This is a genomic window from Flavobacterium caseinilyticum, from assembly GCF_004349085.1.
Lineage (GTDB): Bacteria > Bacteroidota > Bacteroidia > Flavobacteriales > Flavobacteriaceae > Flavobacterium > Flavobacterium caseinilyticum.
Genome location: NZ_SMFM01000004.1, coordinates 37,756 through 52,318, shown reverse-complemented (window position 1 = coordinate 52,318; position 14,563 = coordinate 37,756). Strand labels below are relative to the sequence as shown.

Below are 14,563 nucleotides of genomic sequence, written 5' to 3'. Positions count from 1 at the left end.
CTTTTACTTTATCAATTCCTTTACTTCATCAAAGTTTAATCCGCCGTAATTACCGGAACTCATCAACAACAAAGCAGAATTTTCAAGGTTTAAGTTAAACAAATAGTCCTTGAAATCTTTTGGATTTGTATAAATAATCAGATCTTTTCTATTAAAAGCATTTGCTATTTGGTCGTACGTAACTTCTTCCAGCTGTTTGATTTTTACCGCATCAGGCGAATAAAAAACAACCGCTTTATCAGCATATTCCAGTGCGCCTTCGTATTCTTTTAAAAACTCAGCATTCAAGCTGCTGTAGGTATGCAATTCTAAACAAGCCACTAAAGTTCGATTTGGATATTGCTCTTTCACCGCTTTTGTAGTTGCAGCCACTTTGCTTGGTGAATGGGCAAAATCTTTATAGGCTACTTTTGTTTTGCTTTCAGCTATTTTTTCCAATCGTTTTGAAGCACCTTTAAAACTAGCAATGGCTTCATAAAAATCCGCTTCATCAACGCCCATATTTTGACAAATCCATTTGGCTCCAGCCAAATTGTTAAGGTTATGCGCTCCAAAAACTTCAATTGGCATGTCGCCTTCCGGAGTTTCAAGAAGCGTTATGCCATCATTTACAGAATATTTTGGAGTATGGTACGCTAATTTTCGGATTGGGTTTGTCGCGGCTTCAGAAACTCGTTTTACTTCAGCATCGTCTTCGTTGTAAACGAGAATTCCACCATTGGTAATTTTGCCAATAAAAATTTCAAACTGTTCTACGTAATTCTCATACGTTGGAAAAACATTAATATGATCCCACGCAATTCCTGAAATCAAGGCAATATTGGGTTGATATAGATGAAATTTAGGTCTGCGGTCAATTGGAGAAGACAAGTATTCATCTCCCTCCAAAACAATAAAATCATTCTCTTCTGTAAGATGCACCATCGTATCAAAACCTTCCAGTTGCGCGCCAACCATGTAATCCACTGCAATGTTGTGGTAATGCATTACATGTAAAATCATCGAAGTTATTGTTGTTTTCCCATGTGAACCACCGATAACAACACGCGTTTTGTTTTTGGATTGTTCGTAAAGAAATTCCGGATAAGAGTATATTTTCAGTCCTAATTCCTGCGCTTTTAATAATTCAGGATTATCCGCTTTGGCATGCATACCCAGAATAATTGCCTCAATATCTGGCGTTATTTTCTCAGGAAACCAGCCTAATTCTGGAGGCAAAATCCCCTTTTTATCTAATCTTGATTTTGACGGTTCAAAAATAGCATCGTCACTTCCGGTAACTTGATATCCTTTATTGTGCAGTGCTAGAGCCAGATTGTGCATCGCACTTCCTCCGATAGCTATAAAATGTGTACGCATTCTAGTTTTTAGTTTATGGTTGCTGAGTTCAAGATGAATTTAAATCAGTCCTGACTTTTTTTATTATAAGTTTCTAAGATTGTTTTCGCCTTTTGAGGCTGGTTCATTTTGTTTTTGTACAAGTTAGCCAGCATTTCGTAACTGTTTTTTGATCCGCCAGCAGCAACTGCTTTTTTATACTGTTGTTCTGCAGCTGCATATCTTTTAAAATATTCATCAATATGTCCCCGCGACAAATAACCATCAACAGCTGACAATCGTGATAATTCAGTTGAATATTTTATAGCTTTAGATTCACTACCTCCCACAATTCCAGGTAATTGAATATACAATTCTATCAAAGCCCAACGTGCGCCAATATGTTGTGGATTCAATTTTATTGCTTTCTCAAAAGATCCTTTAACTTCGTCAATCATTCCAAGTGCCTTGAATTTATTGGAATCTTTAGCTTTCATTCCCAATGCACCACCATATTTATAATGATAATTGGCTTCGGAAGGCTTCAACTGTTTCAGCTTTTTATAATATAAAAGCGCTTTATCCCACAATTTATTTCGCCCGGCAATGTCTCCCAAATATTCGATAGTCTCGAGATTAGATGGATTGCTTTTTAGATATTTCTCAAAAATAGGTTCCGCCAAAACATATTTGTGCTCTTTGTATAGCTTTTCTGCAGTTTCAAATTGGGATTGTGACCAAATCATAAGCGGAAATAAAAGAAAGATAACTGTTAGTTTTTTCATTCTTCAAAAATAGGAAAATATGCTAAGTTAGATTTGATTTTAAGTAAATATTAGTAATTTAGTAGGAAATATTTTCTGATATTATAGTAACCCATCAGCGAATTTATCTTTACTCATTTAAACGCAAATTATGAAAAATATTTTTTTACTTTTTCTATTCATCTCCTCTTCTATTTTTGGACAAAATTATGACAAAAACTGGCTTAAGGTAATTGAATATGAAAATGTGGGAAAAATTAAATCTGCCAATCAAATAGTTTCAAAAATTCATCAGAAAGCTTCTCGAGATAACAACGAAGTACAAATCATCAAATGCTTTTTTTACGAATCCAAATATTTGCAAGTGTTGGATGAAGATGCACAAAGCAAAATTATAAACAATTTAAAAACTGAAATCAACAAAGCTTCAGTTCCATCGAAAGCGATTTTGAATTTCGTTTATGCGAAGTGTTTGATCGATTATCAAAAGAAAAACTACTATTTACTGTTCAGCAGAACTAGTACTTTAAGTTTGGATGATCAATTTTTAACTTGGACTTCAAAAAACATTTCGGAACAGATCGATCGTGCTTTAGAAAAAACACTTCTGGACGAGGCGATATTAAAACAGACTTCCTTGAGTAATTACCTTCTTATTTTTGATTATAATGATGAAGATAAAACGAAAAAAGACAATCTGTTTGACTATTTGTTAAAAGAAAACATTGCGTTACTTACTCCTCAGATTCCGCATTGGGAAGTTCAAAAAAAGGAATTCTTACCGTATGAAAAAGAACTTTTAGGAAATTCAGCGTCCTTTTTACAACTTAATTTTGCTTTTGTAAAAAATGAAAAACTAAAAAAAGTGCTTGAATTGTATCAAAAACAAGAGAGAAACGTTCCTTATTTAGAGAATCAATTCGACAGAATTCAATTTTGTAACAGCGTTTTGTTAGATTCTGACGAAGCATTTATGAAGTCATTAAATGCAATGCAAAAAGAATCCAAAGACCTGATGTTAACTCAAAAAATTCAGTTAGAAAAAGCAATTATTCTGAACAAACAAGCCTCAAAAGAAAATCATCCAGATTATAATATTCGAGCCGTTGCAACTCTCGACAGCATTATCAATAGTAATAATCGTTCTAATGCACATAAACTGGCACTACAAAAGAAACAAAATATTAGTTCTAAATCGCTGAATATTCAACTTCAAAAATTCAGTTATACTGATGAAAACACCAGAGCATTTATTCGGTATAAAAATCTAAATCGTCTTTCGGTTTCTTTCTTTAAAATCGACCAAAATACGACTAAAGACTTCCGAAACTCCCCTCACAACAAAGACAGTTTAATAGCTGCAATAATTAAAAACAAAAAACCAATTGCATCTAAAAACTATGAACTTGAAAAAAAGAATAATTATTTTGAATACAGCACTGAAGTACTTTTACCGCGATTAAAAACAGGCAGTTATTTGGTGTATTTTGAAAGCGATTCAGACATCAAGAAAACTAAAGCATTTGCTTATGAAACTATTACGATTTCAAATATCACAGCTCTCGCATCACAAGACGACAAGAAAGTAATCTTTCAGGTTTTAGACAGAAAGACAGGGAAACCTTTAGAAAATGTTTCGATAGCATTATTAAATCAAACTATCAAAACCGGCAAAAACGGTGTAGCAACGCACCTCAAAGAAAATAAAGACCGTAATTATAGGCTTATTGAATTTACGACAGAAAACGATTCACTGTTGCTGCACAATTCCAACTCGCGATATTACAAGGATTATGCAACTCAAGAAAACGAAAAAGTTAAAAGTAAAGTCGAATTTTATTTGGACCGAGCCATTTATCGTCCTGGACAAACAGTTTATTATAAAGGAATTGCTTTTCGAAAAGAACTAGACAAAACGAGTATTGTTGCAAAAACTACTTTCAAAATTACAATTCAAGAACCAAATGGTGCTGTTTTCAAAAAATTTGATGTGGCTACCAATGAGTACGGATCTTTCTCCGGAGAATTTATATTACCTAAAAATGGATTGACAGGAAATTTCAGAATGAAAGCCGAAGAACCCGATACTAATAAAAATTTTGTTTTTGTTCAAACAAATGATCAACATCAATTTTGGGATACTATAAAGTTTGTTGATTCTGAAATATCTTTCAGAGTTGAAGAATACAAACGCCCGAAATCTGAAGTAAGGTTTGATGCTGTTAAAAAAGAATATCAAGTCAACAAAAATGTAAATATTACCGGACTTGCCAGAGCTTTTGCCGGAAGCAATATTTCTGATGCAAAAGTAACTTTTAAGGTTACACTCATTCCTTATACCCTAAAAAACGGTTATTATTACAACGAAAACGGTAAGTCAGAAAGTATTTTAGTTGGAGAAACTAAAACAGATGCAGCGGGAAAATTTGAAATAAATTTCATCGCCAAACCTTTTGAAAATGCAACAAAAAAACAGTTGCCCATTTTTGAATATTACATCACAGCAGCTGTTACTGATAATAATGGCGAAACGCACCAAACCCAAAAAACTGTTAGAATTGGCTACCATTCTTTGACGCTTAGTGCAACTATCCCGAACAGAATTGAAACCAAAAATAAAAATGAAATACAATTCAATAGCACCAATCTCAATGGTGAATTTTTAGCTATCAAAGGCGAAATCAAAGTCTATTATGTAAGTCCATTTTCAAACAAATTAAAACCCAGAGTTTTTCCGAAACCAGAAATTGAAACCATTTCAAAAGAAGATTTTAAACGATTATTTCCTTTTGAAAATAACGAAAACCAAAAAACTGTAAAACAAAACGAAACCTTAGTCTATTCAAAAAAAATAGACACTGAAAAAGACAAAAAATTAGTATTGAATTTTATTTCCAATTACAAATCCGGGAATTACAAAGTGGTTTTTTCGGCCAAAGACGCTTTTGAAAATCCAATTGAAACCAGTTCTAATTTCCAATTGATACAAAGCAAAGACAAAATCGATCCGAGTAAATTATTTGTTGCAGAACAAATTAACACTGATGCTAAAAAAGATGGTTTTGTTTTAGTAAAACTAGCATCAGTTATTCCGGAACTTTATATTAATACAACAGGAAATTACCAAAGTTCCCTTTATTTTGAGAATACTTTTCACTTACAAAATAATGAAATCATTATCAAAATTCCACTCAAAAAGGAATTTGAAAAAAGCATAAAGATCGGATTTGAATGTATATTTGAAAATCAAACTTTCTATGACCAAATAGAAGTAATCCTCAAGGAAGAAGAATCCAAATTAGAATTCACAGTTGAAAGTTTCAGAAACAAAATACAACCCGGAAGCACTGAAAATTGGTCTTTTCAATTAAAGGCATCTAAAACTACAAAAGAAGCTGAAGTTTTGGCCTCAATGTATGACAGCTCTTTAGATCAGTTTGCCAAAAGAGATTGGAATAGTTTAAAATTCAATGACTATAACTACAACTCTGCTAATTTTAAAACGGGTTTAGGATTTGATAAGACATCGAGTTACATTCGGAATCTGAATCCTATTTTAAATCCCGCAGAACTGACTTATGAAAGTACCAAACTGATGTGGTTTGGATTCAATTTCAACGATTCTTTCACAACACAGCAACTCAAAGAATATCAAAAACAGCTAAATAATAAAAGTAAAAAACCACTTAATGCAAAAATGATTTCAGGAATCGTTTTCTATGGAGAAGAACCATTTGGCGGCGTAAATGTTAGTGTTAATGGAATGCGACGTAGCACTCAAACTGATTTTGATGGGCATTACCAAATAGAAGCTGCTGTAGGAGAAGAGATAAGTTTCTCTCATATTGGATTGCTAACCAAAAAATTCATAGTTAATTCTACGATAATAAATGTTAAGTTAGAGGAATCAAGTAATAGTTTAGAAGAAGTAATTGTTATGGGTTATGGGAGTGTAAAAAAGAAATCTTTATCTACGGCTGCAGCGACAGTTCTAGCAGAAGCGGACAATCAAATTTACAATACAGCAGGAAATGAAATGAAATTAGAGGGAAAAGTAAATGGGATTACAATACGAGGAAACTCAAGTATTTCAGGCAACTATAAAAACGCCTTGTATATCGTTGATGGCGAAGCAATAACTGAAGAACAATTCAGATTAATTTCGCCAAGTGATATTATTGCTGTTGATGTTCTAAAAGGAGAGAAAGCCACTGCATTATACGGAAGCAAAGGAGCTAATGGCGTCATTATCATCACCACCAAAAAAGCATTAGAAGTCTTAACTCAAGTGAAAGCAAGAAAAAATCTAGCGGAAACTGCTTTCTTTTATCCGAATCTAAAAACAGATGCGAACGGAAAAGTAAGTTTCAATTTTACTTCGCCCGAAGCTTTGACCGCTTGGAAACTCCGACTGTTGGCACACAACAAAGAGGCTGTTACGGGTCATTTAGAAAAAAGTGTGATTACTCAAAAAGAGCTAATGATTACACCAAATTTACCTCGTTTTTTCAGGGAAAAAGATTCGATAGTCATCACGGCAAAAGTAGCAAACATTACTAATGAAGCCAAAACAGGAATTGCTGTTTTGCAACTTTTTGATGCGACCACAATGCAGCCAATCGATGCTAAAATGGAAAATGCGAATAAAGTAAAAAACTTCAAAATTGCTCCTTTAGGAAATACAACCGTGAATTGGAAAATCTATATTCCAGAAGGTGTGCAAGGTGTTCAGTATAAAGTTTTGGCGAAAGCAGGAAACTTTTCGGATGGCGAAGAAAACATACTTCCCGTATTGACCAACAATATGCTGGTTACCGAAAGTATTCCGATTTGGGTTCAAGAGAATTCCAAGAAAGAATACACCTTCGAAAACCTAAAAAACAACAGTTCGACTACTTTAAAAAACCATCAATTTACGTTAGAATACACATCAAATCCAGCTTGGATTGCTATTCAATCATTACCGTATTTGATGGAATACGAACACGAAAGTGCGGAACAAACTTTTGCCAGATTTTATGCTAATGCTCTGGCTTCTGAAATTATTTCCAGTAATCCGAAAATCGACAATCTGTTCGAAACTTGGAGAAAGAACGGAAAATTGAGTTCAAAATTGGAAGAAAACGAAGAATTGAAATCGATAATCCTTGCTGAAACGCCTTGGTTAAATGATGCTCAAAGCGAAGATGAAAAGAAGAAAAACTTAGCTTTACTTTTTGATTTAGAAAAAATGAAAAATGCACAAGAAGCTACTTTTGACAAACTAAAACAAAAACAAAATGCTTCAGGAGGATTTGCTTGGTTTGAAGGAAGCACCGAGAATGAATACATAACCAGACATATTTTGGCAGGTTTAGGGCATCTTTCGAAATTAAGCAATACTGAAAAGAATACTAAGAAAATCAAAGAAATTGCTACAACCGGAATTCCATTTTTAGACCAAAAGTTTTTACAATACTATAAAACAAGAACGGAAAATTTAAAATCGACTGACAAATTCATTTGGACTAATCCATATTCTGATTTGCATTATTTATACACCCGAAGTTTCTACCTTGAAAATTATCCGCTTTCGGACACGCTGAAAAAAGCTACCAAATTGTATCTCGAAACGGCTAAAAAAGATTGGTTGACTTATTCTTTATACGAAAAAGGATTGGCGGCCTTAACCTTAAATCGTTTTGGCGAAAAAGAAACTGCCAAAAAAATTCTAGAAAGTTTAAAAAAAACTGCTTCTAGCAACGACGATTGGGGAATGTATTGGATTGCCAACAAATCAGGCTGGAATTGGTATCAAGCGCCTATCGAGACACAGGCATTACTGATTGAGGCTTTCGCCGAAATTAGTAACGATACCAAATCAGTGGATGCCATGAAGGTTTGGTTATTAAAAAACAAGCAAAGCAAGAACTGGCCCACCACAAAATCCACCACAGAAGCAATTTATGCTATATTGATGCAAGGAACCGATTGGTTGAGCGTCAAAGACAACACAATTTTTAAACTTGGAAATGAAAAAATCCTAAGTAAAAAACTAGCTGAAAACGAAAAAGAAGCAGAAACAGGTTATGTAAAATTCAACTGGAAAGCAGACGAAATCAAAAAAGATATGGCAACTATTTCCATCGAAAACAAATCAAAAGTGCCAGGTTTTGGAGGTGTTTATTGGCAATACTTTGAAGAATTAGATAAAATTAAAACCAATTCCGGAACTGTTTTATCAGTTTCCAAAGAATTGTATGTAAAGAAAAATACTGACAAAGGCGAAATATTGGAACGAATCAATTCAAATAATCCATTGAAAATTGGTGATTTAGTTACCGTTAGATTAGTAATTTCCGCCAAAGAAGATATGGAATTTGTGTATTTAAAAGATATGCGCGCTTCTTGTTTTGAACCCGTAGATGTACTTTCGGCCTACCAATACAAAGGCGGATTGGGTTTTTATAAAAGCACAAAAGATGCTGCAACTCATTTCTTTTTTGACCAAATAAACAAAGGAACTTATGTTCTGGAATATGATGTTCGGGTAAATAACAATGGCGATTTCTCTAATGGAATTACAACTATTCAAAGTATGTATGCTCCTGAATTTAGCAGTCACTCCAAAGGAATTCGGGTTATGGTAAAACAGGAATAATATTTAATTTGAAAATAATCGTCAAGTTTTTAAGAGAAAGTAATTCCAATCTTCATTATTTTGACTTGACTTAAGCATTTCGTTAAGAAAACATTGTAACAAATTACTGTCATAAAAATGAAACAAAGGAGAAATATTCATTATCTTAGTATTTATTAACTAATATATTTTAGCAATGGGATTATTATCATTCATCAAAGGGGCAGGAGCCAAATTATTTGGGAAGAAAGAAGAGGAAGCTCCAGTAGCAGAGAAAGAAGCCTTGAAAGCAAGTGCGCTTTTGGCTCATGTACAGTCTTTAAATCTACCGTTTAAAACTTTAACTGTAGTTTTACAAAATGAAAAAGTTACTTTAAAAGGAGAAGTTGACAATCAGTCCGATGCTGAAAAAATCGCTCTTGCAGTTGGTAACGTTGAGGGAGTTTCTTCAGTGGACAACCAAATGGAAGTTACTGTAAAAGAACCCGAGTCAAAATACCATACTGTGGTTGAAGGAGATTGGCTATCCAAAATCGCAAAAACTTATTATGGTGACGCAACTAAATTTGATGTTATTTTTGAAGCTAATAAACCAATGCTTTCTGATCCAGATAAAATTTATCCAGGACAGGTTTTGAGAATTCCAAACTTGTAATTAAAACCAATAAAAAAGGGCTTCAAAAATTTGAAGCCCTTTCTTTATATATACAAATAGTACTTTGAAATACTTTTAATCATTCAACATTTTCCATAATTTATCTTTCAACTCTGTTAAACCTTGTTGAGCAACAGATGAAATAAACATGTATGGAACATCTTTGAAAGCAACATCTAATTCAGTTTTCAATTCTGCTTTTAACTCATCGTCCAGCATATCGCATTTAGAAATCACCAACAAACGTTCTTTATCCAGCATTTCAGGATTGTACTTCGTCAATTCGTTTACTAAGATATCGTATTCAGCTTTAATGTCTGCCGTATCAACCGGAACTAGAAAAAGTAACGTAGAATTACGCTCAATATGGCGCAAGAAATAATGTCCGAGACCTTTTCCTTCGGCAGCACCTTCAATAATTCCGGGAATATCCGCAATTACAAAAGATTGAAAATCTCTGTAAGCTACAATTCCAAGATTGGGTTTTAAAGTTGTAAACGGATAATCCGCAATTTTTGGTTTAGCGGATGTCAATACGGATAACAACGTTGATTTTCCTGCATTAGGAAAACCTACTAAACCTACATCAGCCAACACTTTAAGCTCTAAAATTACGTCCATTTCAGCTCCAGGCAAACCAGGTTGTGAATATCTTGGAGTTTGATTTGTTGAACTTCTAAAATGCCAGTTACCTAAACCACCTTTTCCGCCGCGAGACAGAATTTGTTTTTCACCATCATCGGTAATTTCAAATAATATTTCTCCGGTTTCTTTATCTTTTACAACGGTTCCTAATGGCACTTCAATAAATTTATCATCACCATCAGCACCAGTGCTTCTGTCGCCACTTCCATCTCCACCGTTTCCAGCTTTGATATGTCGGGCAAATTTTAAGTGAAACAGTGTCCAAAGACCTTTATTTCCAACTAAAAACACATGACCTCCACGACCACCATCACCACCGTCAGGCCCACCTTTTTCAATAAATTTTTCTCTGTGCAAGTGCGTAGATCCTTTTCCTCCTTTACCGGATGAAACATATATTTTAACATAATCTACAAAATTCCCTTCTGTCATTTTTTTTAATTTCAGATTTCAGATTTCAGCTTGAACAAATTCAAACTTCTAACTTAAATCTATTTTTATATTTTAATCGCTTTCACCATCACTTTATCAATCTTCACGCCGTCCATATCGATAACTTCTAACTCAAATTTCTGCCAAATTAATTTCTCTCCTTGTTTTGGAATATGAGAGAGTTCGGTCATGATTAACCCGCTTACGGTTGTCACTTCATAATCATTGATTAACTCATCTAATTCAAAGTATGTCAAGAAATCGTGTAATGAATAATGTCCGTCAACTAACCACGATCCGTCTTCTCTTTCAATCAACTGAAAATCATCTTTATAAAAATCAGAAGCATCACCCACTAAAGCTTCGAGTATATCATTCAGGGTTATCACACCTTGAAAAACTCCATATTCATCAGAGACAAAAGCATAATGAATTCCTGATTTTTTAAAATTTTCTAAAGCGACATAAGCCGTAGTTTGCTCCATCATGAAAGGAGCTTCGGTCATGATATCCGCCAAATTGAAATTTTCATTTTCAAAATGGGCAAAAATATTTTTTAGGTTTACAACCCCAACAATATCATCATAATTATCCCCATAGACCGGATAAATAGAGTGTAATTCTTTCAACATAAATTCCTTAACCTGATCTCTATTTGAATGTAGTGGTAAAAACATCACTGATTTTCTGTGGGTCATTAAAGAGTTTATTTTTCTATCGCCAATATGAAAAACGCGCTCCACAATATCTTGTTCTATCTCCTGAACCTCACCGCCTTCAGTTCCTTCTTTGATAATAGCTTTTATTTCTTCCTCAGTAACTTTTCCGTCTGCAGTTGGTTTTATCTGCAAAATTTTCAATAGAAAATCAGTTGAATGAGTTAATAACCAGATAAAAGGCGCCGTAATTATTGATACAATTTTCATCGGTAACGCCACTGCTTTTGCAATAGCTTCCGGATGATTCAGTCCAATTCTTTTTGGTAACAATTCACCTAAAACCAGTGAGAAAAAAGTTAATACCACAACTACTAATCCTACTGCTACAGAATGTGCGTATGGTTTTAAAAACTCAAAGCCACTTACAAATGCTTCTACATCGACAGTTATTTTATCTCCACTGTATATACCAGTTAAAATTCCTATCAGTGTAATTCCAATTTGTACGGTTGACAAAAATTTGTTTGGTGAATTCGCTAAATCCAGCGCTATTTTAGCGCTTTTGTTTCCTTTTTTCGCTGCGGTTTCCAGTCTATTTTTTCGTGCTGAAATTAATGCGATTTCCGACATCGAGAAAACACCATTTAGCAGTATTAGAAAAAATATTATTAATATTTCCAATTTTTTTAATTGATTCGTTTATATTTTAAAATGTGATTCTTAAATTTTACTTTTAAAAATCGATTGTTTGCCACCTCATATTTTAGCCCTGATGACAGTGAAAAGCCCGGAGATAAAAAAACTAATTTTTCTTGTCAAAAAAGAGCGACCAAAGGAAGCTCCTTTTATGACTTAGAAAAATATTTTTTTATCGAGGACTTGTAACGTACAGCTGGAATTGCTGCTATAAATTATCAATCACATTACTTACTCTTTCCGTAATTTCAGCGATTGAACCAATTCCGTTTACTGCGAAAAATTTTCCTTGTTCGTCGTAATAATGCATCAAAGGCGCTGTTTTTTCGTTGTATTCCTGGTAGCGATTTCTGATTTTTTCTTCATCTTGATCGTCAATTCGACCGCTTGTTTTTCCTCTTTCTAACAATCGTTGCACTAGAATCTCATCATCGGCTTCAAGCGCAATTGTTGCAGCAACAGTGGAACCAATTGAAGTAAGAAATGCGTCTAAAGCCTCGGCTTGCGAGATTGTTCTTGGATATCCGTCAAACAAAATTCCGTTTGTATCCGGATGTTTGTTAACCTCATCAATCAACATTTTTGTAGTTAATTCATCCGGCACTAAATCTCCGGCATCCATATATACTCTTGCTTGTTTGCCTAATTCCGTGTCGTTTTTTAAATTAAAACGAAACACATCACCGGTGGAAATATGCGTTAATTTATATTTTTCTTTCAAAAACTCTGCCTGAGTTCCTTTACCAGCTCCTGGTTTTCCAAATAAAACAATGTTAGTCATGTTGATGTGTAGTTATTCTTTTAGTTTATATACTTCGGGTAAATTTCTTCCTAATCCATTGTAATCTAAGCCAAAACCAACAATAAATTTATTTGGAATTCGGATTCCAACATAATCTATTTTAATGTCTTTAGTATAGGCTTCCGGTTTGAAAAAAAGTGTCGCTATCTTAAAATGCTTTACGTTTTGTTGTTTGAACAACTCTTTCAATTCCACCAAAGTGTTACCAGTATCAACAATATCCTCAATAATAACAACGCTGCGCCCTGTCAAGTCCTGATTCAATCCTATTAATTGTTTTATTTCATTTGTGGATGAAGTTCCCTCGTAAGAAGCCATTTTTATAAAAGATACTTCACAAGGTTTTTTATACTGTTTCATAAAATCAGAAACGACCATAAAAGCACCATTCAATACACCTACAAATACCGGTATTTCATCTATAAAATCGTCTTCCACCTGTTGTACCATTTTTGTGATGGCAAACTCTATTTCTTTGGCAGAAATAAACGGAACAAATTGTTTATCGTGAAGTTGTATCATTATTTTCGTGTTTAAAATAATGCGCAAAGATACAGAATTCGGATTTGTGAATTGAGAAATGAACATTAATTTGTATTTTTAAGTAAATTTCATAAAAAAGCATCTTAAAATGTATTGAAAATGGTAAAAGTCAACAGAGAAATTCCGAAGAAAATAAAATAGCATTTCCCTATTCAATCATTATAAAGTATCTTTGCGTAAACATACAACTACACCATGAATTATTTTTCTTCTGATTTTAAATTGGGGATTCTCGGCGGCGGACAACTGGGCAAAATGCTGTTGTTTGACACCCGAAAATTTGATATTCAAACATATGTTCTGGATCCAAGCGATGAAGCGCCGTGCAAAATAGCCTGTGACCAATTCTTCAAAGGGGATTTAATGGACTTTGAAACGGTTTACAATTTTGGTAAAAAAGTAGACGTTTTGACTTTCGAAATTGAGCTGGTCAATCTGGAAGCTTTGGTAAAACTCGAAGAAGAAGGATTAAAAGTATACCCTTCGCCAAAAACGTTGAAACTTATTCAAAACAAAGGAATTCAGAAAGATTTTTATATTCAGAATACAATACCAACCGCAAATTACAAACGTTTTGACGATCTGAAAAGTCTAGTCGTTTCTATATTGGATTCAAAAACAAAGCTACCGTTTGTTTGGAAATGTACCGAATTTGGTTACGACGGAAATGGCGTAAAAGTGATTCGACAAATTTCAGACTTGGAAAATTTAGCTAATGTAGAATGTATTGCCGAAGAAATGGTTCCGTTCAAAAATGAATTAGCTGTTATTGTTTGTCGCAATCCGTCCGGTGAAATAAAAACGTATCCAGTTGTAGAAATGGAATTTCATCCCGAAGCCAACCAAGTGGAATATGTGATTTGTCCCGCTCGAATTGATGATAAAGTAGCCGAAAAAGCCAGAGGAATAGCATTGAAAGTTTCCGAAAAATTTAATCATGTTGGATTATTAGCCGTTGAAATGTTTCAGACCGATGATGATGAAATCCTCGTTAACGAAGTCGCTCCGCGCCCGCACAATTCCGGTCATTATTCCATTGAAGCCAGTTACACTTCACAGTTTGAAAACCATTTGCGCGCTATTCTTGATTTGCCTTTGGGAAATACCGATAGCAAAGTATCTGGAATTATGGTAAACTTAGTAGGTGCCGAAGGATTTTCTGGAAATGTAATCTATGAAAATATCGAAAAAATATTAGGCTGGAATGGCGTTACACCTCACATTTACGGTAAAAAACAAACACGCCCATTCAGAAAAATGGGACATGTAACCATCGTTAATGAAGATATCATCGAAGCGCGAAGAATTGCTGAAGAGGTGAAGAATACGATAAGAGTAATAAGTTAATTGAAAGATTGAAAAATTAAAGATTGAAAAATTCAAACCACCAATTATGTTGAGTTTTTCGAAATCTTTGAATCCTTAAATCTT

9 protein-coding genes are annotated in these 14,563 nt (G+C 34.0%); 3 read left to right on the top strand and 6 right to left on the bottom strand.

Going from position 1 to position 14,563, the window contains the following annotated elements; translation table 11 throughout:
* Nucleotides 1-3 precede the first annotated feature (3 nt).
* Nucleotides 4-1,359, bottom strand: coding sequence for a UDP-N-acetylmuramate--L-alanine ligase (locus E0F89_RS09920; protein ID WP_131909642.1), 1,356 nt, complete (start codon nucleotides 1,357-1,359; stop codon nucleotides 4-6).
* Between the two features lie 44 nt (nucleotides 1,360-1,403).
* Nucleotides 1,404-2,102 carry a tetratricopeptide repeat protein gene (locus E0F89_RS09915; RefSeq protein ID WP_131909641.1) on the bottom strand — a complete coding sequence of 233 codons (699 nt, stop codon included), beginning with the start codon at nucleotides 2,100-2,102 and terminating at the stop codon, nucleotides 1,404-1,406.
* A 130-nt stretch (nucleotides 2,103-2,232) separates the two neighbouring features.
* Here E0F89_RS09915 and E0F89_RS09910 point away from each other — a divergent pair, with 130 nt between their 5' ends.
* Both E0F89_RS09910 and lysM read left to right on the top strand, forming a co-directional pair.
* Entirely contained in the window at nucleotides 2,233-8,721 is a 6,489-nt protein-coding gene (locus E0F89_RS09910) for an alpha-2-macroglobulin family protein (protein WP_131909640.1), read from the top strand.
* A 175-nt stretch (nucleotides 8,722-8,896) separates the two neighbouring features.
* Entirely contained in the window at nucleotides 8,897-9,355 is a 459-nt protein-coding gene (gene lysM / locus E0F89_RS09905; protein ID WP_131909639.1) for a peptidoglycan-binding protein LysM, read from the top strand.
* Nucleotides 9,356-9,430: 75 nt separating this feature from the next.
* Here the strand turns inward: lysM and obgE are convergent, their stop codons facing one another.
* The 4 genes from obgE to hpt all read right to left on the bottom strand — a co-directional run bounded on the left by obgE (nucleotide 9,431) and on the right by hpt (nucleotide 13,111).
* Nucleotides 9,431-10,432, bottom strand: coding sequence for a GTPase ObgE (obgE, locus tag E0F89_RS09900; RefSeq protein WP_131909638.1), 1,002 nt, complete (start codon nucleotides 10,430-10,432; stop codon nucleotides 9,431-9,433).
* 65 nt (nucleotides 10,433-10,497) lie between these two features.
* On the bottom strand, nucleotides 10,498-11,772 hold the full coding sequence (locus E0F89_RS09895; RefSeq protein ID WP_131909637.1) for a hemolysin family protein: 1,275 nt from the start codon (nucleotides 11,770-11,772) through the stop codon (nucleotides 10,498-10,500).
* Nucleotides 11,773-11,995: 223 nt separating this feature from the next.
* The gene (locus tag E0F89_RS09890; protein WP_131909636.1) at nucleotides 11,996-12,568 is read right to left on the bottom strand and encodes an adenylate kinase; all 573 of its coding nucleotides are present in this window, start codon (nucleotides 12,566-12,568) and stop codon (nucleotides 11,996-11,998) included.
* Between the two features lie 12 nt (nucleotides 12,569-12,580).
* Nucleotides 12,581-13,111, bottom strand: a complete 531-nt coding sequence (gene hpt, locus E0F89_RS09885; RefSeq protein WP_131909635.1) for a hypoxanthine phosphoribosyltransferase — start codon at nucleotides 13,109-13,111, stop codon at nucleotides 12,581-12,583.
* Between the two features lie 216 nt (nucleotides 13,112-13,327).
* Between hpt and E0F89_RS09880 the strand changes: the two genes are divergently transcribed.
* On the top strand, nucleotides 13,328-14,479 hold the full coding sequence (locus E0F89_RS09880; RefSeq protein ID WP_131909634.1) for a 5-(carboxyamino)imidazole ribonucleotide synthase: 1,152 nt from the start codon (nucleotides 13,328-13,330) through the stop codon (nucleotides 14,477-14,479).
* Nucleotides 14,480-14,563 lie beyond the last annotated feature (84 nt).

What these genes read in the sequence shown, in the direction of transcription:
- E0F89_RS09920 (WP_131909642.1), bottom strand. Translation starts at nt 1,359, where the DNA reads ATGCGTACACATTTTATAGCTATCGGAGGAAGTGCGATGCACAATCTG.
- E0F89_RS09915 (WP_131909641.1), bottom strand. Translation starts at nt 2,102, where the DNA reads ATGAAAAAACTAACAGTTATCTTTCTTTTATTTCCGCTTATGATTTGG.
- E0F89_RS09910 (WP_131909640.1), top strand. Translation starts at nt 2,233, where the DNA reads ATGAAAAATATTTTTTTACTTTTTCTATTCATCTCCTCTTCTATTTTT.
- lysM (WP_131909639.1), top strand. Translation starts at nt 8,897, where the DNA reads ATGGGATTATTATCATTCATCAAAGGGGCAGGAGCCAAATTATTTGGG.
- obgE (WP_131909638.1), bottom strand. Translation starts at nt 10,432, where the DNA reads ATGACAGAAGGGAATTTTGTAGATTATGTTAAAATATATGTTTCATCC.
- E0F89_RS09890 (WP_131909636.1), bottom strand. Translation starts at nt 12,568, where the DNA reads ATGACTAACATTGTTTTATTTGGAAAACCAGGAGCTGGTAAAGGAACT.
- hpt (WP_131909635.1), bottom strand. Translation starts at nt 13,111, where the DNA reads ATGATACAACTTCACGATAAACAATTTGTTCCGTTTATTTCTGCCAAA.
- E0F89_RS09880 (WP_131909634.1), top strand. Translation starts at nt 13,328, where the DNA reads ATGAATTATTTTTCTTCTGATTTTAAATTGGGGATTCTCGGCGGCGGA.